This window comes from Candidatus Methylomirabilota bacterium, from assembly GCA_035764725.1.
Lineage (GTDB): Bacteria > Methylomirabilota > Methylomirabilia > Rokubacteriales > CSP1-6 > DASRWT01.
Map to the genome: position 1 here is coordinate 1 of DASTYT010000143.1, position 18,544 is coordinate 18,544.

Consider the following 18,544-nt stretch of genomic DNA (forward strand, 5'->3'; position numbering starts at 1 on the left):
GAGGAGCGCAAGCTCGTCAGCGTGCTCTTCGCCGACCTCGCCGGCTCGACCGAGCTCGCCGTGCGGCACGACCCCGAGCAGCTGCGCGCACTCCTGAGGGCGTACTTCGAGGAGATGGCGCAGCAGGTGCGCGCCTTCGGCGGCGTGGTGGAGAAGTACGCGGGGGATGCCATCATGGCCGTCTTCGGCGTTCCGCACGTCCACGAGGACGACGCCGAGCGGGCTGTTCGGGCCGCCGTCGCCATGCAGGAGAGCCTAGGACTCCTGAATCCTTCCTTCGAGGCGGAGTACGGCGCCGCTCTCGAGCTGCGCGTCGGCATCGCCACCGGCGAGGCCGTCGCCGTCACCGACCCGAGCCGCGAGTTCATGGTCACCGGCGAGGTGCCGAATCTCGCGTCGCGGCTCCAGGCCGCCACGCTCGGCATCGTCCTCTGTCCGGAGACGTTCCGGCTCGTTCGCTCGCTCGTCGAGGCCGAGCCCACTTCCCCACTCACGCTCAAGGGATTCCCCGGCCCGATCACGGGGCACGTCGTCCGCCGCCTGCGCGACTCCGCCAGCACTCGGGGAGTTCCTGGGCTCTCGTCGCCTCTCGTGGGCCGAGACCCCGAGCTGACGACGCTCCATCGCTGCGCGGCAGAGCTTGCGCAAGGGCGCGGACAGATCGTGTCCATCACCGGCGAGGCGGGGATCGGGAAGTCACGCCTGAAGAACGAGCTGCGCGGCCACCCACCCCCGCGCGTGCGCTGGGTGGAGGGGCGCTGCCAGGCCTTCACCCAGCACGCGGGCTATGCGCCGATCGTGCAGGTCTTGCGCGCGATCTTCCAGCTTACGGGCGCGGAAGCGCCTGCGGTGGCGCGCACCAAACTCCGCGTAAGCCTGCGTTCGCTCGTCGGAGACAAGTTCGATGGGTCGCACCCCGCCGTCGCCCATCTCCTCGGAATCGAGGGCGAGCCGGGGCAGCCGATGTCCAAGGCGATGGATCCACGCGCGTTCCAGTCGCAGGTCGTGCCCGCCTTGCGGACAGTCGTCGAGGCTTTGGTCTCGCGCGAGCCGCTCATCCTGACCGTCGAGGACCTGCACTGGGCCGACGCCGCCACCATCGAGATACTCACCGCGCTCACCGAGCTCACCGATTTTCTGCCCTTCATGATCCTGGTCACGTCCCGGCCCGATTCGGAGGGTGGGTTCTGGGACTTTCGCTTCCACGCGCAGCGACACTACGCGCATCGCCTGACCGAGCTCACCCTGGCCCCGCTCCCGTCGGATGAGTCCGGGCGCCTCGTGGAGAACCTCTTGGAGCTGGCCGATCTGCCCGCGGGTATCCGCGCGCGGATCCTCGATCAGGCGGAGGGCAATCCGTTCTTCGTCGAGGAGATCATCCGGTCCTTGATCGAGCAGGGGGCGCTCAGGCGCGAGGGCGAGCGCTGGGTCAGCGCTGGAGACGTGAGTCGGCTCGCCATGCCCGCCACCCTCCGCGGGCTGATCGCGGCCAGAATCGATCGGCTCCCCGCCCCCGCCAAGGCGACGCTGCAGCGGGCCGCGGTGATCGGGCGCTTCGTCGGGTACCCGGCGCTGCGCGCCCTCCACGCGGGCGAGAGCGAGCTCGATCGATCCCTCGCCCATCTGCTGCGGGCCGAGCTTCTGCGCGAATGGGCCCATGCGCCCGAGCGACAGTACATCTTCAAGCACGCGCTCACCCAGGAGGCGGCCTATGCGTCGATCCTCCACGAGCAGCGGCGGACCCTGCATCGCGAGGCCGCGACATTCCTCGAGCGGGAGACGGCCGCCGCGCCCGACCGGGCGCCCTTGCTCGCGCATCACTGGCTGAGGGCGTAGGATTGGGAGAAGGCCCTCACGTACTCCATCGAAGCCGCCGGGCGGGCGCAGGCCCTCTACGCACGGCCGGAAGCGATTGCCCATTACTGGCAGGCCCTCGCGCTTCTCGAGCGACTGCCTCCCACCGCGGAGCGGACACGCACGTACGCCGACGTCGTGCTGGCGCTCGAGACGTTGCCCGGTTGGCGCCGAACGGAGCGGGAGCGAGAAGACGGCTTTCGACATCTCGAACGCGCCCGTCAAGCGACGTCCGAGCTCGGGGACGAGGCCCGGGTGGCACGGCTCGAGGGTGTGATCGCGTGGCACCGGGGGGAGGAGGCGGGCCTCCGCCGAGCCTTGCGGCGCGCCGAGCAAGCGCGAGACGAGGAAGCGTGTGCACGGATCAGCCTCTACTACGCCGGGCACCTCGGTCAGGTCGCGAGGTACGAGGAGTCGCTGACGTATACCGACCAGGGCGTGGCCGCATTGGGTCGCCTGGGACAGGTGCACGATCAGGCGTATGAGATGGCCACGAGCGGCCGCTGCTATTCATCCCGCGCCGGACACCTCGCGAAAGCCCTGGACTACGCGATGCGTGCCCGGGCCCTTGGCGATGGTCTCGGCGATGCGCGACTCAAGGCATGGCGAACGATGGAGGCCGAGCCCTACATGTACAAGGGCCTCTGGCTCGACGTGACCCGTGTCGTCGAGGAAGGTCTCCCATTGGCGTGGGAGATCAGGGAGTGGCCCGTGATCTTCTGGACCTCGGCCTGGGGGGCCATCGCGCATGTGAAGCTCGGGCAGCACGCGGAGGCCCGACGGCTGCTGGACCGCGCGATACCGGCATGTGAAGCCACCAGCTATACGTATGGGTGGAACATGATCTTCCTTCAGGTGGCGCTGGCCGACCTCGAGCTCGCCGTCGGTAATGTGCCGGCCGCGCTGGCCGCCGCCCGCCGAGCGGTCGACATAGCCAAAGAAAGCCACTACCGCATGGAGCAAGGCGCCGCGCTTCGTGTGCTCGGTCAGGCCTGCGAGGCCGTGGATGACCGAGCCGCGGCCGAAGACGCGTTCCGGCAAAGCGTGGCGGTGCTCGAAGCCACTCAGTCCCGGCCAGAGCTGGGCCAGACCTTGCTCGCGTACGGGCGGTTCGGCTCGCGCGGCGGTGCCCCCGCCGGACGCGTTCTCATCGAACGCGCCCTCGCGCTGTTCGAGGAGATGGACGCCACCGGCTGGATCGCCGAGGCGCGCGCCGCGCTCTAGGCGAAGACGAAGGCGCGGCGGGGGTTGTCCACGATGAGCCCGCGGATCGCGCGGTCGTCGAGCCCCTTGCGGCGTAGGCGGGGCAGCACGTTCAGCAGCAGGTGGTGATAGCCGAAGCCGCCCCACTTGGTCAGGCAGTGCTTGTAGGCGATGTCGTGGGACATCAGCAGCTGCCGCGCGCGCCCGTCCTCGATGAGCCGGAGGATCTGCCCCATGCGTCCGCCGTCGTTGGGCATGTCGAAGTCGGGATTGTAGGGGTAGTAGGACGTCTCCAGACCGAAGAGGTCATACTCGAGGTAGCAGCCGGTCTGGGCGAGATCCATCAGGTGCTTGCGGTCCGCGATCGTGCGGTCGATGTGGCACATGATCGTCCGCTTGAGGTTGCCGCCCTCCTTCGCGACCACGTCGAGAATCTGCTGGGGCGCTCGGGGATTGCGCCCGGGGTGGATCATGAGCGGCGCGCCCGTCTCGCGCTGTGCCGCCACCGCCGCGCGGAGCACCTTCTTCTCCTCGTCGGTCCACGGCCAGCTGCACCCGATCTCGCCGATGAGCCCCGCGCGCACCCCCGTCGCGCCGACGCCCACCGTGATGTCGCCCACGATCTCGCGGGTGATGTCCTCGATCCCACGTCGTGCTAGCGCAGAAGGATGAGCGGCCTGGACGTAGTAGCCCGAGCCCATCACGATGTGGAGCCCGGTGGCGCGGGCGATCCGTGCGAGGCCCTCGGGATCGCGCGAGAGCCCGCCGTTGGTGGGATCCACCATGGTCTGGCCGCCCGCGTGCTTGAAGAGCAGCGCCTCGTCGCGCGCCACGTCCTCGTCGAGCAGGCGGAGGTTGTCGAGGTTCGAGGAGAAGTTCTGCCGAATCCAGCCGAGATTCGCCATGCTCACCGGAGCCAGCGCGCGCCCCTTGTCGGCGGCGGCGTCCGGCTCCTTGAACATCACCTTGAAATCGATGAGGAGATGCTCGTGGGGAAGCGTGATCCCCATGGCGTCGCCGTCCACGGCGCCGAGCACGGTCTGCGCTTTTCCGGACAGGGGGGTTTTGGGCATGCGGGGACTCTAGCACTGCCGCCTCGCGTGTGATATACGCTGCGCAAGCCTTGAGGTCATCGCCGCCCTCTCCCACTCACGCCCGGACCCGTGAACCGAGGAGGACATACATGAAGCGATGGGCATTGCCGGCTTTCGTCCTGACCCTTGTCCTCAGCCTGCCCCCGTCGCTCCACGCGCAGGCCAAGGACACCCTGACCGTCGCGCTCGTGTCGCACGCGCCTACCCTCGATCCCCACATGCACTTCGAGCGGGTGGGCATCCTCGTCAACATCAACATGTTCGACTCCCTCCTGCACCGGAACACCAAGCTCGAGTTCGAGCCGTCCATCGCCACGTCGTGGAAAGCCCTGAACGACACCCAGTGGGAGTTCAAGATCCGCAAGGGCGTGCGCTTTCACAACGGCGAGACCCTCACGCCCGAGGACGTGAAGTATTCCTTCGACCGCGTGATCGACCAGACGAAGAAGTCCCCCCAGTACGGGAACATCCGCGCGATCAAGGAAGTGCGGGTGGTGAACGCCGACACCGTGCACATCATCACCGACAAGCCCTTCCCGCTCCTCCTCGAGCGCCTCGTGTTCTTTCCGATCGTCCCGAAGAAGCACATCGAGGCGGTGGGGGACCAGGCCTTCGGCTCCACCGCGCCGGTGGGCACCGGCCCGTGGAAGTTCGTCGAGTGGAAGCGCGACCAGTACATCAAGCTCGAGGCCTTCGACCAGCACTGGCGCGGCAAGCCCGCCTTCAAGTATCTCGTCTTCCGGGCCATCCCCGAGATTGCGACGCAGGTGGCCGAAATCAAGACGGGCGGAGTGGACCTGATGCGCAACGTCTCCGCCGATCTCCTGCCCGAGTTCAAGACCCACCCGCAGGCGTACATCTCCTCGACCCCCATCCTCCGCGTCCACTACCTGGCGCTCGACATGCGGTCCGCGCCCTTCGACAAGCGGCCGGCGCGGCAGGCGGCCAACTACGCCATCGACAAGGGCACGGTGATCCAGAAGCTCATGGCCGGCCTGGGCACGCAGACGGCCACCGTCGTGCAGCCGCTGGCCTTCGGCTTCGACCCCAGCGTGAAGCCCTATCCGTACGACGCGAAGAAGGCCAAGGAGCTGCTCGCGCAGGCCGGCTATCCCAACGGAGTGGACATCACGCTCCACAGCGCCTTCGTCGAGTTCCGGCCGGTGTTCGAGGCCATCTGCCAGATGCTCACCGAGGTCGGCATCCGTACGACGCCCAAGATGTGGGACCCGGGACCCGCGTGGAACAAGTTCTTCCAGACCGAGGGGAAGGCCACCAACGGCTACTACGGCTCCTGGGGCAATTACTCGGTGTTCGACGCTGACGCGGTGTTGCATCCCCTCTACCACACCGAGCCGGGTGGTTGGGTGGGCAAGTGGTACGCGCGGGTGGAAGGGCTCGACAAGCTCATCGACGAGGCGCGCTCGAGCGTGGACCAGCCCAAGCGGAAGAAGGTCTACTCGCAGATCCAGACCATGCTCCGCGAGGAAGCGCCCAGCATCTTCCTGTTCACGCAGTACGACACGCTCGCGATCTCGAAGAAGGTGCAGTACGCCGCCCGCGGCGACGAGTGGCTCTGGCTCTACGACGCCAAGCCGGCCGGGCGCTAGCCGCGGGGTAGCCCGTGCTGACCCTGCTGATCCGCCGGGTCGTCCGCCTCGTGGTAGTGCTGGTGGGGGTGACGCTCGTCACATTCACCATCCTCCACGTGAGCGGCGACCCGGTGTCGCTCATCATGCCGGAGGCGCCGGAAGCCGATCGGGCCGCCCTCCGCGTGGCCATGGGCTTCGACGACCCGCTCCCCGTGCAGTTCACGCGCTTCCTCGCCAACACCGCGCGGGGCAATTTCGGCAACTCGTTCTTCCATCGCGCCCCCGCCCTGCCGCTCGTGCTGGAGCGCATGCCGACCACGCTGCTCCTCTCCGTGTTCGCGATGGCCCTCTCCCTCGCGCTCGCCGTCCCGCTCGGCATCATCACCGCGATCCGCCGGGCCTCGCTTCTCGACTGGGGGGCGACGCTCATCGTGTTCCTCGGCACCTCCATGCCCGTCTTCTGGACGGGCATCATGCTGATACTGCTCTTCGCGGTGCAGCTCCGCGTGCTGCCCGTCTCGGGCTGGGAGAGCTGGGCGTCGCTCGTGCTGCCCACCGTCACCCTCGCCACCTTCTCGACCCCGCTGCTGCTCCGCATCGTGCGCTCGAGCATGCTCGAGGTGATCAATCTCGACTACGTGCGCACCGCACGGGCCAAGGGCGTGTCCGAGTGGTTCGTCATCTGCCGCCACGCCCTCATCAACGCCGCCTTGCCGCTGGTCACGGTGGCCGGTCTCCAGTTCGGCTTGCTCCTCACCGGCGCCATCATCACCGAGACCGTCTTCGCGGTGCCCGGCATGGGGCGGCTCATTGTCGGCGCCATCCGCCAGCTCGACTTCCCGATCGTCCAGGCGGGCGTCTTCGTCTTCGCCATGATCATCGTCATGGTGAACTTCACGGTGGATCTCCTCTATATCTACCTGAACCCGCAGATCCGGGTGCGCTGAGCGCGCCATGTCCATCGGGACGCTCGCCCCGCCGCTGGAGGCCGCCGCCCTCGCGCGCCCGGCCGAGGGCTCGCGCGTCTGGCGCAAGCTCGTCCGCAACCCCGCCGCCCTCGCGGGCGCGCTCGTCCTTTTGGTGGTCGTCGGGGCCGCGGTGTTCGCGCCGTGGGTGGCGCCGCAGGATCCGACGCGGCAGAGCCTGATCCGCCGCTTCATCCCGCCGGTGTGGGCGGACGGCGGCAAGGCCGCCCACCTGCTCGGCACCGATCAGGTCGGGCGCGACATCCTCAGCCGCATCATCTACGGCGCGCGCGTGTCCCTCCTGGTCGGGGTCTCCGCGGTGGCGGTGAGCCTCACCGTCGGGGTGACGCTCGGCCTCCTCGCGGGCTTTCTCCACGGCCGCGTGGACACCGTCATCACGACGGTGGTGGACGTGTGGCTGTCGTTCCCGCAGCTCCTGCTCGCGCTCGCCTTCGTGGCCGCGCTGGGTCCCAGCCTCACCACCATCATCGTGGTCCTGGGCTTCACCGGCTGGGAGCGCTACACGCGGGTGGTGCGCGCGGAAGTGCTGGCCCTGCGCGAGAAGGACTTCGTCGAGGCCGCCCGCGCAATGGGAGCGTCGGCGACCCGCACCATCATGCGGCACCTTCTCCCGAACACCTTCTCGTCCATCATCGTCCTCGCCACCCTTCAGGTCGCCCAGGCCATCCTGCAGGAGGCGGCGCTGTCATTCCTCGGCGTGGGTACGGGCAGCGCGTACCCGACCTGGGGCCAGATGATCGCGCTGGGCCGCGACTTCGTGAGCGTCGCGTGGTGGCTCCCCACGTTTCCCGGGCTCGCCATTCTCGTCACCGTCCTCGCCATCAATCTCGTGGGCGATCGGCTGCGGGATGCCCTCGACCCGCGGATCGGCTAGGAGTACAGTGCCGCCATGAGCATCCCTGCCCCCGCCCGCGCCAGCGCTGACGTCGGCCTCATCGGCCTCGCCGTGATGGGCGAGAATCTCGCGCTCAACATTGCGGACCACGGCTATCGCGTCGCCGTGTACAACCGGACGACCGCGGTGACCGAGAAGTTCCTCTCCCAGCACCTCGACACGCCGGGCGGGCTCGTCGGCGCCGCCGCCCTGCCGGACTTCGTGACCGCGCTCCGGAAGCCGCGGAAGATCATCGTGCTGGTGAAGGCCGGCCCGCCGGTGGACGCGATCGTGGAGCAGCTCCTGGGCGCGGGCGTGGAGCCCGACGACATCGTGGTCGACTGCGGCAACAGCCAGTGGACCGACACCATCCGCCGCGAGAAGCAGTACGCGGCCGGGTGCCGCTTCTTCGGCTCCGGCGTGAGCGGCGGCGAGCTGGGCGCGCGCTTCGGCCCGTCGATGATGCCGGGCGGCCATCCCGAGTCCTGGCAGCATCTCCGTCCCATCTGGGAAGCCGTCGCCGCCAAGGTGGATGCGCGCACCGGGGTGCCGCTCGAGGACTACGCGCCGGGCAAGCCGGTGACGGGCGGCGAGCCCTGCACCGCCTACATCGGCCCCAACGGCGCCGGCCATTACGTGAAGATGGTCCACAACGGGATCGAGTACATCGACATGCAGCTCATCTCGGAGGCCTATCACCTCCTCTCGACGCTGGGCGGCATGAAGCCGGACGCGCTCTCCGAGACCTTCGCGGAGTGGAACCGCGGCGAGCTCTCCTCCTACCTCATCCAGATCACCGCCGACATCCTGCGCCAGCGCGATCCCGCCAATCCCCGTCGCTTCTTCGTGGACGCGGTGCTGGACGCCGCCGGCCAGAAGGGCACGGGGAAGTGGACGAGTGTGAGCGCGCTCGACATGGGCATCCCTGCCAACGCCATCGCGGAGGCGGTGTTCGCCCGCTGCCTCTCCGCCCTCAAGGAGGAGCGGGTGGCGGCGTCCAAGGTGCTCAAGGGCCCGCGCGCGCCCTATCGCGGGTCGAAGAACAAGTTGACGGAGTCGGTGCGCCGCGCCCTCTACTCCTCCAAGATCTGCGCCTACGCCCAGGGCTTCCAGCTCATGCGCGCGGCTCAGGACGAGTACAAGTGGACGCTCGACTTCGGCACCATCGCCGCGATCTGGCGGGGCGGCTGCATCATCCGCGCGCGCTTCCTCCAGAAGATCACCGACGCCTACCGGCGCGATCCCAAGCTCGTCAACCTCATGCTGGATCCCTACTTCAAGCGCGCGCTCGCCTCGGGTCAGGACGCGTGGCGCGAGGTGGTGAGCCTGGCGGCCAAGCACGGCATCCCCGCCCCGGCGTTCAGCAGCGCGCTCGCCTACTTCGACGGCTATCGCGCCGCGCGGCTGCCCGCGAATCTCCTCCAGGCGCAGCGCGACTACTTCGGCGCGCATACCTACGAGCGGGTGGACGCGCCGCGCGGGAAGTTCTTCCACGTGGACTGGCCGGACCCGAAGCGCCCGCAGCTGCCCGTCTGATCGCCGCGTGGCCGCGCCGCTGACGTTCGGCACCAACCGCTTCGGCTTTCCCGACCCGGCCCGCCTCGCCGCCACCTGCCGCGACGCCGAGGCGGCGGGCTTCGATCATCTGTGGTTTCCCGACAGCCAGCTCCGCAACGGCGACGTGTTCGTCAACGTGCTGACCGCGGCGCAAGCCACGCGACACGCCAAGGTGGGCACGCTGCTCGTGAACCCGGTGACGCGCCATCCCAGCGTGATCGCCGCGAGCGCGGCGGCCGTGGACATGTACGCGCCGGGACGGGTCTTCCTCGGTATCGGCTCCGGCGACACCGCGGTGTGGCAGGTGGGGCTACGCCCCGCGCGCCTCGCCGAGCAGGAGGCCGCGGTGAAGATGATCCGCGCGCTCCTGGCCGGCGAGGGCGTGCCGCTCGGCTGGACCGCGCCGTCCCGCCTCCAGACCCCGCGTCCGGTCCCGGTCGTCGTGGCGGGCAGCGGGCCCAAGACCCTCCGGATGGCCGGTCGCTCGGCGGACGGCGTGGTGATCCGCATCGGCGCCGATCCCGCCCTCGTGCAGTGGGGCTACGACGAGTTCTGCGCGGGCGCGCGCGAGGCCGGGCGCGATCCCGCCACGCTCTGGGTGGCCGGACACTTCCACACCGTGCTCAGCGACGACGTGGATCTCGCCGAGGCGCGGGGGCGCGTGATGGCGGCCGGCTACTACGAGGTGAACCGTGGCACGTGGGAGCGCCTGGGCCTCCGGTGGCCGTGCGCTCCGATCGAGCGCATCCTCGAGGAGGTGCGCCCCGACTTCCATCACGCCTACGACATGGCGCTGGCCGCCAAGCACGTGGAGGCGATTCCGGTGGAGGTCGCGCGGCGGTTCTGCCTCATGGGCTCGGCCGCCGATGTGCGCCTGCAGCTCGAAGGGCTGGTCGAGCGCGTTCCCTGGATGCGGCACGTGATTCTGCAGCCGAACATGCCGGGCCCGAGCTTCATCGAGGCCTGCGGCGCCGAGGTGCTGCGCGCGTTCAGATAGCCCTCACCCAGCCCCGTAGAGCCGCATCGCCCGCCGCACCTCGCCCAGCGTCGCCGCCGCAACCGCCCGCCCCCGCGCCGTCCCCTCATGGAGCACGCGCCCCACGGCGGCGCGATCCCCAGCCCACTCCGCGCGTCGCCGTCGAATGGGCTCGAGCAGCGCCTCGAGCACCTCGAGCAGCCGCCGCTTGACGACGGTGTCGCCGAGACCCCCGGCGCGATAGCGTTGCTTGAGGCGCGCGACCTCCGCCGGGTCGGGATCGAAGGCGTCGAGGTAGGCGAAGACGGGATTCCCTTCCACCGTCCCCGGATCTTCCACGCGGACATGCTTGGGATCGGTGAACATCCCGCGCACGCGCGCCGCCACGACGTCCGGAGGGTCGGAGAGGTTGATCACGTTGCCGAGCGTCTTGCTCATCTTGGCGTCGCCGTCCGTGCCGGGCAGGCGCGACACCGCGCCCAGCAGCGCCTCGGGCTCGATCAGCACCGGCCCGGCCTCGCCCGGGTACAGGCGGTTGAAGCGCCGCACGATCTCCGCCGCCACCTCGATCATCGGGAGCTGATCGTCCCCCACGGGCACGAGATGCGCCTTAAACGCAGCGATGTCGGCGGCCTGGCTCACCGGATAGACCAGGAAGCCCGCGGGCACGTCGGCCTCGAAGCCCTTCTGCCGCATCTCGTCCTTCACGGTGGGATTGCGCTGCAGCCGTGCGACCGTGACCAGGTTCAGGAAGTAGAAGGTCAGCTCGGCCAGCTCGGCCACCTGGCTCTGCACCACGACCGTGGCGACGGCGGGGTCGATACCCACCGCGAGGTAGTCGAGCGCCACCTCGGACACGTGCTCGCGGATCTGCTCGGGCGCGTCCACGTGATCGGTGAGCGCCTGAAGATCGGCGATCAGCACGTAGGTGTCGTGCTCGCGCTGGAGCGCGACCCGCTGCTTCAGCGAGCCCACGTAGTGCCCGAGATGCAACGGGCCAGTTGGCCGGTCGCCGGTGAGAATCGTCTTCCGCATGATCCCCCTCCCCAAAATGACGAGAACCGCCGGCCTCGACTCGAGCGGCGGTTCTTGGAGACCAGGGGCCGCCTGTCGAGGCAGCCCCTGACAGAGATCGCGTCGCGCTAGGGGGCCGCCGTGCTCGGCGGCCAGCACCAGGACATCCGCATCACGTGCGACATGGGAGGCATCGTATCACTCCTACCCTCTTTTTCTCTTGACACGTTTCGCCCACCTTTGAACAGTCACGCGGTCGACCGCCGCCGCGACGCATCTGAGTGCGCACGACTGTCGCCACGGCGAAACTTCGAGCGCGGAGCCGTCGAACATCATTCTTGGCTCCGCAAACTCTCGACCTGGCGGTCACACCGCGACGTCGAATCGGCAGTATAGAGTCGACACAGACCAAGGAGACAAACCATGCCGACTCTCATGCCCACTGTCCAACCGGCGCATCCGCAGGTCGCCGCGCTCGAGCTTCTCGGCGACGAGATCGCCGAACTGTCGGCGCGGCTCGATGCCGCCACCGCGCGCCTCCTCACCCTCATCCGCGAGTTCGATGAGCGCCGCGGCTGGAACACCGGCTTCCGCTCCTGCGCCGAGTGGCTGAGCTGGCGAGTCGGCCTGGAACCGGGGGCAGCACGCGAACGCGTACGGGTTGCTCACGCGCTCGCGAACCTTCCCCTCCTCAGCGATGCCTTGGCGCGAGGCGAGCTGTCCTATTCGAAGGTACGGGCGTTGACCCGTATCGCGACGCCTGAGACGGAAGTCCGGTTGCTCACGGTGGGCCGAGCCGGGACCGTCGCACATGTGGAGCGCATCGTCCGAGGCTGGCGTCGGGTTGACCGCCTGGCCGAGGCGCGCGAAGCCGGAGTGCAGCAGCGGAATCGCGCGTTCCACACGCACTATGACGACGACGGCATGCTCGTCATCCATGGACGCCTCGCCCCCGAGGTCGGAGCGCTGCTCCGCCAGGCGCTACATGCCGCGTGCGACACTCTGTTCCGCGAGCAGGGTGGCAACACCTCTGAGAGCGACGCGCAAAGGCGCGCCGACGCCCTGGCCCGAATCGTGGAGACGGCGCTACATCACGGTATGAATTCCGGGACCTCGGGGGAACGCTATCAGGTCGTGATCCATGTAGATGGTGGGCAGTCGGTTCTCGAAGACGGACCGCACGTTTCAGCTGAAACGTCGGAGCGACTCACCTGTGACGCCACGCGCACATGGATACGGCATGACCAGTCCGGGACCCCTGTGGAAGTCGGCACGAGAACCCGGGCGATTTCACCGGCGCTGCGCCGAGCGCTTGAGTACCGCGACCACGGCTGCCGCTTTCCCGGTTGCGGCGTGCGCCATGGGCAGGGCCATCACATTCGACACTGGGCGCGCGGAGGGCCAACGGCTCTCGCCAATCTCGTAACACTATGCCGCCACCACCATCGCGCGGTCCACGAGGAGGGCTATCAAATCGCTCGAGAGGCGGATGGGACGCTGAGATTCTACGAGCCGGACGGCACACCCCTACTCGAGGTACCACCTCCCGTCCTGCTCGGCGAGAATCCAGTCGCGGCCATCCGGGCCCTGAACGACCAGGAAGGGGTGCGGATCGGCCCGAGGACCGGACTCTCCGAATGGCGGGGCGAGCGGTTCGATGTGGGGTGGGCGATCGATGTGCTCCACCCGAGGGCCAATCCGGCTCGCTAGCGGCCCCTATCGACGCGGCAGCATCGCCAGCCCGTCGTAGAGGTGAATCGGTCGAGCGCATGGCCTTCACCGAGTCGCCGAGGTGGAGGCTCCCGTTCTCGGAGTGGGCCTGCGTGTGGGGGTCGGCCACGCCCATCAAGATGCAGGGCGCGCCCTCGAGGAGATCGGCGAAGGGCTGCACGAAGCCGATGGTGCCGCCGCCCCATCATGGCCCATGCTCGCGGTCTCCGCGAGAGGCTACCGGCGCGGTACCGCCGCCAGCGCGTCGTACAGGTGAATCGTCGAGCGCATGGCCTTCACCCAGTCGCCCAGATGGAGGCTCTCGTTCTCGGAGTGGGCCTGGCTGTTGGGGTCGATCACGCCCATGAGGATGCAGGGCGCGCCCCTGAGGAGATCGGCGAAGGGCTGCACGAAGCCGATGGTGCCGCCCGCGCCGACCATGGCGGTCTCCTTGCCGAAGCCCGCCTTGAGGGCCGCGCGCGCCGCCTCGAAGGCCGGACCTTCGGGATCGGTGGTCCACCACGGGCTGGTGCCGGTCACGGTGGCGCGCACCTTCATCCCGAACGGGGGCTTCGCGGTGAGCTTCTTGACGATGAGCCGGCCCGCCTCGCGCGCGTCCATCCCGGGGACAGTGCGGAGCGACAGGCGTGCTTTGGCCGCCTCGATGATCTGGTTGGAGGAGCCGAGGAAGGGGCGTGCCTCCAGGGCGATCACAGTGAGGGCGGGCCGGGTCCACATCCGCTCGAGCAGCGAGTACTTCTTCTCGCCCCAGAGCCGCACACCGGGGAGCATGCCCGAGTCTCTCTTGAACTTACCCTCGGCGAGCGGAAGCTTGCGCAAGCGGGCGAGCTGCTTGGCGCTGGGCCGCGCGACCTTCTTGTAGAGGCCCGGCACGTTGAGCGCGCCGTCCTGGGTGCGCAGGTCCGCGATCATCGCGCAGAGGATCTGTACGGGGTCGGGCACGGGGCCGCTGTAGCCCGAGTGCAACGGCTGGTGCAACCCGTGCACCTCCACGTCCACCTGGCAGATGCCGCGGAGCTGATAGGTCAGCGCCGGATGTCCCACGTCGTAGTTGCCGGTGTCGGTCAGCACGATGAAATCTGCGGCCATCTTCGCCTTGTGGTGCTCGAGGAACCGGCCGAGGTTCATCGAGCCGATCTCTTCCTCGCCCTCGATGATGAACTTGACGTTCAGCGGGAGCGTCTTCGCCGCGCGGAGATAGGCGCCCACCGCGGCCACGTGGGCCATGACCCCGCCCTTGTCATCCGCGGTGCCGCGGCCGTAGAGCCGCCCGTCGCGCTCGGTGGGCTCGAAGGCCGGCGAGAGCCACTTCTCCGAGCGGCCCGGCGGCTGCACGTCGTGGTGGCCGTAGAGCAGCACGGTGGGCGCCCCCGGCCGGTGCAGCCAGTCTCCGTAGACATAGGGGTGCACGCCGGGGATCTCGAGCACCTCCACGTGCTCGACGCCGGCGTCGCGCAGCGTCTGCGCCACCGCCTGCGCGGAGCGGCGCACCTCGTCGGGAGGAAAGCCCGCGGCGGACATGCTGGGGATGCGACAGAGATCGACCAGCGTCCGCTTCCAGTGATCGAGCCGCGCGTCGAGATCGCCGAGGGCCTCGCGAACCATGCCGTTGGTGGCCATGTTCACCCCTTTACCATAGCCCGGAGCGCTGCGCCCTCCGTCTTGAGCCACTCGAAGAGAATGCCCACGTCCCAGCCCATGCAGAAGTGGCGCACGCCCATGTCGAGATAGGGCCGCGCCTGCTCCGGGCTGTCGATCTCCACCCGTGGCGCCACGCCCAGGCGCAGCGCCGTCTTGATCACGTGCCGCTCCGCCTCCTTCACGCGCGGGTGCTCCCACTGTCCAGGGATGCCGATGCTCATCGAGTAGTCGGCGGGCCCGAACTGCACCATGTCCACGCCCTTCACCGACAGCATGGCCTCCACGTTGTCCACCGCGGAGGCCTTCTCGATCATGACCGCGATCACCACGTCCTCCAGGGCCTGCACGAAGGCGGGCGAGCCCACGTCCACCACATAGCCCACGTCGCGGCGCATGCCCACGCCGTGGATGCCGCCCGTCGCCGGCGTCTCGGCCCGCACGGCGCGCACGCACTCGCGCACGTCGTCCACCGTGCGCGGATCGGCGAACAGCACGTTCTGGATGCCCGCGCCGATCGCGCGCACCGCGAGATAGGTCCGCGGCTGCTGCTCGATCTTCATCATCGCCGACATGTTTGGGAAGGTGTCGACGGCGCGGGCGAGGTTCTCGAGGGCGAAGAGGTCGTAGGGCGCGTACTCCCCCACGAACTCGACGTAGTCGAAGAGGCCGGAGTGCCCGACCAGCTCGGCCACCGCCGGCCACACCGTGTGGATGTGGGTCCCGAAGGTGGGCTGGCCGGCGCGGAGAAGCTCACGGAGTCGGTTGGGGCGCATCGTGGAGGCTCCCGTAAGATATCCGATCAGCGGGACGGACGCGCCCGGTCGAGCGCGTCCGCGAGGTAGCGCGCGAGCGCCGCCTCGGAGGTGAACTCAGGCGTGGTGTCGGGCACGCCCAGATAGTAGACGACCAGAGGAACGGGCGCGCTCGCGCCGGGCGGAGGCTCGAGTCGTAGCTCCAGCCGCGGATGCTCGGCGAAGTCGGCGCGCCGCCGGCGCACCTCCGCGATGCCTCGCAAGGCCTGCGGCGGAAGCACCTCCCGCCGCGCGCCGCCGAAGGGATCCACCGCTTCCACGCGCAGCCCGGCGAAGCGTGGGGCCGCCACGCGGATCACCACCTGCGTATCGTCCTCGCGCGCGGCACGCAGGATGGCCCAGACCATGACCACATCCGGGGTGACGAAGACGGAGTTCTCGCCGTGAAGCGCGGCGGCCGGGGCCTGCGCGCGCGCGAGCACGAGCGGCCCGGCAGCCCAGCTCAGCGAGAGCGCGAGGGCGATGGCCGCCGCGCGCCTCATTCCGTCGCCGGCAAGAGGGCCACGCGGTCGGGCGGCAGGCGGAGGCGCACGGCCTGGCCCTCGCCGAGCAGGGCGCCCGGCCCTTGATCGGGGCACGTCACCAGCAGCAACTCGTCCCCCGCCCGCACCTGGTAGTCGACCTTCTCGCCGAGGAAAGTCCGCGCGACGACGCGCCCGGGAACTTCACCGGCGGCGCCCGGGCCGTCGGGCGCGATCCCGACCGCCTCGGGCCGTATCGCCACGCGCGCGGCCTCGCCCGCCCGCGGCCCCACGTCGCCGGCAACCCGCAGACGGGCTCCCGCGACCTCCACCAGCGCGCCGCCGGCGCCCCGCTCGACCACGCGCCCGCGCAGGAAATTCACCCGGCCGATGAACTGCGCCACGAAGGCGGAGGCGGGACGGTGATAGAGGTCCTCGGCCCGTCCCTCCTGCACCACCACCCCTTGGCTCATGACCGCGATGCGGTCGGAGACCGCCATCGCCTCCTCCTGATCGTGCGTGACGTACACGGCAGTGATGGACAGCTCCTTCTGGAGGCGCCGGATCTCCTCCCGCATCTGCACCCGGAGCTTGGCGTCGAGATTCGAGAGCGGCTCGTCGAAGAGGAGCACGCGGGGACGGATCACGATGGCGCGGGCCAGCGCCACGCGCTGCTGCTCGCCGCCGGAGAGCTGATGCGGCTGCTGGGCCTCGTAGCGCGAGAGACCCACCAGGGCGAGCACCTCCCCCACCCGGCGCGTCGTCTCCGCCCGCTCCACGCCGCGGATGCGCAGGCCGTAGGCGACGTTGTCGAACACGGTGAGGTGCGGAAACAGCGCGTAGCTCTGGAACACAAAGCCGATGTCCCGCTGATTCGCCATGAGGGCGGTGACGTCGCGATCGCCGATCCAGACGCGCCCGGCGTCCGGCGCTTCGAAGCCCGCGATCATCCGGAGCGTGGTGGTCTTGCCGCAGCCCGAGGGCCCGAGCAGCGTCAGGAACTCTCCCGGGGCCACCGCCAGGCTTACCTCGCGCACCGCCCAGAGATCACCCTTCACCCGGTGGCGGAAGCGCTTGGAGAGGCCCTTGACGCGGACCATACTCAACCGCCCAGCACGCTGCCGAGGGAGGCCGAGCCGGGCGCGCTGAACGTCCGGAGCACGCGGCCGATGAGGGCGATCACCACGTACACGATGGCGACCACCAGCACGGAGAAGGCGGCGGCCGGCCCGAGCGACAGCTCCGTCATGTTCTCCAGGATGCGTACGGTGATGAGCGTCCAGTTGATCGACACCAGGAAGATCGTGGCGCTGATCGCGGTCATCGACCGGATGAACACCACGCCCAGCCCCGCGAAGAACGCCGGGACGACCAGCGGGAGTGTCACCCGGTAGAAGGTCGTGGCGCTGGAGGCGCCCAGGCCGAGCGAGGCCTCCTCGAGGCTGGGATCGATCTGCTGGAGCTGCGCCACCGTCGCGCGGATGCCGGTGGGGCTGTAGCGGAAGACATAGCAGGCCACGATGATGAGGGCCCCGCCGGTGAGCGCGATGGGCGGATCGTTGAACGCGATGAGATACGCGATGCCGACGATGGTGCCCGGCAGCGCGTAGTTCAGCATGGACACCACCTCCATCGCCGCGCGGCCGGGAAAGCGCTTCCGCGCCACCAGATAGCCCACGAGGACGCCGTAGGCGCCGCCCAGCGGCATGCTGAGCCCCGCGATGATGAGCGTGTCGCGGATGGCGCGCGCGCCCTCGGTGAAGATCACGTGGTAGTGGCGCCACGTCCACGCATGGTTGGCGCCCAGGGCCACCACCGCCGACGCGTAGAGGAGCAGCGCGTAGAAGTACGCGATCACCGCCGCCACCGCGAGGCAGGCGCCCACGAGGACGGGGCGCAGCCAGGGCGCCACCGTCTTGACCGCGGTCCGAGCCCCCGCCTTCCCCGACACCGTCACGTAGTACCGGCGGCTCACCCAGTAGCGCTGGAGGAGGTAGACCCCGAAGGCCGGCACGAGCAGCGCGAAGGACAGCACCGCGCCGCCCCGCAGGTCGAAGAGGCCGGTGATCTGCAGATACGCCTGGGTCGGGAGCACCGGGAAGGCGTTCCCCGCCAGGATGAGCGGGGTGGCGAAGTCCGCCAGCGACGCGGCGAAGAGCAGGAGGAACGCGTTGGCGAGGCCGGGGATGGCGAGCGGCACCGTCACCGTCCGGAACACCTGCGCGCGCGAGGCGCCCAGCGAGAGCGCCATGTCTTCCACGTTGGCGTCGATGGCGGCGAGCACCGGGCGGAGGGTCAGGTAGGCAATGGGGAAGTAGGTCACCGTCTCGGAGAAGAACGTCGTGGTGAGGCCGTAGACGGACACGCCCTTGATGCCGAGCAGCTGATAGGTGATGAGCCCGCGCGGGCCGAACGAGAAGATCATGGCGATCGCCGTGGTGAACGGCGGCGAGATGAGGGGCAGGAGCGTCACCGCGTCGAGCACGCCGAGCCACCCGCGCCCGAGACCGGCGCGGCTCGCGGTGAGGGCGAAGAGGAAGCCGAGGGCGGTGCCCGCGAGCCCGACCAGCATGGCGAGGAGGAGGCTATTGCCGAAGGCGCGCAGCTGATGGGGATCCGCGAGGATGGCAAGAGCGCTCCCGAGGGAGAGTCGACCGCCGTCGGTGGCCACGCGCCCCAGCAGGCTCAGGAGCGGATAGAGGACGAAGAGAGCGAGAAGGCCCCACAGGAGGAGCACCGTCACGCGGAG

The 18,544-nt window shown here is 69.3% G+C and carries 15 protein-coding genes; 8 read left to right on the forward strand and 7 right to left on the reverse strand.

What is annotated here, in order from left to right; genetic code table 11:
* A partial coding sequence (locus tag VFX14_23585; protein HEU5192674.1) for an AAA family ATPase occupies positions 1 to 1,836 on the forward strand: 1,836 nt, incomplete at its 5' end.
* Between the two features lie 156 nt (positions 1,837 to 1,992).
* Positions 1,993 to 3,078: a tetratricopeptide repeat protein gene (locus VFX14_23590; protein ID HEU5192675.1), complete on the forward strand. Its 1,086-nt coding sequence runs from the start codon at positions 1,993 to 1,995 to the stop codon at positions 3,076 to 3,078.
* Here VFX14_23590 and VFX14_23595 read toward each other — a convergent pair.
* Positions 3,075 to 4,130, reverse strand: a complete 1,056-nt coding sequence (locus VFX14_23595) for an aryldialkylphosphatase (protein ID HEU5192676.1) — start codon at positions 4,128 to 4,130, stop codon at positions 3,075 to 3,077. The two genes, VFX14_23590 and VFX14_23595, sit on opposite strands and share 4 nt — an antisense overlap.
* A gap of 110 nt (positions 4,131 to 4,240) precedes the next feature.
* Here VFX14_23595 and VFX14_23600 point away from each other — a divergent pair, with 110 nt between their 5' ends.
* The 5 genes from VFX14_23600 to VFX14_23620 are packed head-to-tail and all read left to right on the forward strand — an operon-like array spanning position 4,241 to position 10,157.
* Complete coding sequence (locus tag VFX14_23600) at positions 4,241 to 5,761, forward strand: ABC transporter substrate-binding protein (protein ID HEU5192677.1); 1,521 nt, start codon at positions 4,241 to 4,243, stop codon at positions 5,759 to 5,761.
* Between the two features lie 14 nt (positions 5,762 to 5,775).
* Positions 5,776 to 6,690 carry an ABC transporter permease gene (locus VFX14_23605; GenBank protein HEU5192678.1) on the forward strand — a complete coding sequence of 305 codons (915 nt, stop codon included), beginning with the start codon at positions 5,776 to 5,778 and terminating at the stop codon, positions 6,688 to 6,690.
* Positions 6,691 to 6,697: 7 nt separating this feature from the next.
* On the forward strand, positions 6,698 to 7,603 hold the full coding sequence (locus VFX14_23610; GenBank protein HEU5192679.1) for an ABC transporter permease: 906 nt from the start codon (positions 6,698 to 6,700) through the stop codon (positions 7,601 to 7,603).
* 15 nt (positions 7,604 to 7,618) lie between these two features.
* Positions 7,619 to 9,139 carry an NADP-dependent phosphogluconate dehydrogenase gene (gndA, locus tag VFX14_23615; GenBank protein HEU5192680.1) on the forward strand — a complete coding sequence of 507 codons (1,521 nt, stop codon included), beginning with the start codon at positions 7,619 to 7,621 and terminating at the stop codon, positions 9,137 to 9,139.
* 7 nt (positions 9,140 to 9,146) lie between these two features.
* Positions 9,147 to 10,157, forward strand: a complete 1,011-nt coding sequence (locus VFX14_23620; protein HEU5192681.1) for an LLM class flavin-dependent oxidoreductase — start codon at positions 9,147 to 9,149, stop codon at positions 10,155 to 10,157.
* A gap of 3 nt (positions 10,158 to 10,160) precedes the next feature.
* Here the strand turns inward: VFX14_23620 and trpS are convergent, their stop codons facing one another.
* Entirely contained in the window at positions 10,161 to 11,171 is a 1,011-nt protein-coding gene (gene trpS / locus VFX14_23625) for a tryptophan--tRNA ligase (GenBank protein HEU5192682.1), read from the reverse strand.
* Positions 11,172 to 11,573: 402 nt separating this feature from the next.
* On the opposite strand from trpS, the gene VFX14_23630 reads away from it, so the two are divergent.
* Positions 11,574 to 12,860, forward strand: coding sequence for a DUF222 domain-containing protein (locus VFX14_23630; protein ID HEU5192683.1), 1,287 nt, complete (start codon positions 11,574 to 11,576; stop codon positions 12,858 to 12,860).
* A gap of 237 nt (positions 12,861 to 13,097) precedes the next feature.
* Here VFX14_23630 and VFX14_23635 read toward each other — a convergent pair whose 3' ends face one another.
* Genes VFX14_23635 through VFX14_23655 form a run of 5 tightly spaced genes read right to left on the reverse strand, consistent with a single transcriptional unit; the run spans position 13,098 to position 18,538 of the window.
* Complete coding sequence (locus VFX14_23635; GenBank protein ID HEU5192684.1) at positions 13,098 to 14,501, reverse strand: M20/M25/M40 family metallo-hydrolase; 1,404 nt, start codon at positions 14,499 to 14,501, stop codon at positions 13,098 to 13,100.
* 2 nt (positions 14,502 to 14,503) lie between these two features.
* On the reverse strand, positions 14,504 to 15,295 hold the full coding sequence (locus VFX14_23640; GenBank protein HEU5192685.1) for an aldolase/citrate lyase family protein: 792 nt from the start codon (positions 15,293 to 15,295) through the stop codon (positions 14,504 to 14,506).
* A gap of 26 nt (positions 15,296 to 15,321) precedes the next feature.
* Positions 15,322 to 15,816: a hypothetical protein gene (locus tag VFX14_23645; GenBank protein ID HEU5192686.1), complete on the reverse strand. Its 495-nt coding sequence runs from the start codon at positions 15,814 to 15,816 to the stop codon at positions 15,322 to 15,324.
* Complete coding sequence (locus tag VFX14_23650; protein ID HEU5192687.1) at positions 15,813 to 16,895, reverse strand: ABC transporter ATP-binding protein; 1,083 nt, start codon at positions 16,893 to 16,895, stop codon at positions 15,813 to 15,815. The genes VFX14_23645 and VFX14_23650 overlap by 4 nt, the downstream gene beginning before the upstream one ends.
* A gap of 2 nt (positions 16,896 to 16,897) precedes the next feature.
* Positions 16,898 to 18,538: an iron ABC transporter permease gene (locus VFX14_23655; protein HEU5192688.1), complete on the reverse strand. Its 1,641-nt coding sequence runs from the start codon at positions 18,536 to 18,538 to the stop codon at positions 16,898 to 16,900.
* Positions 18,539 to 18,544 lie beyond the last annotated feature (6 nt).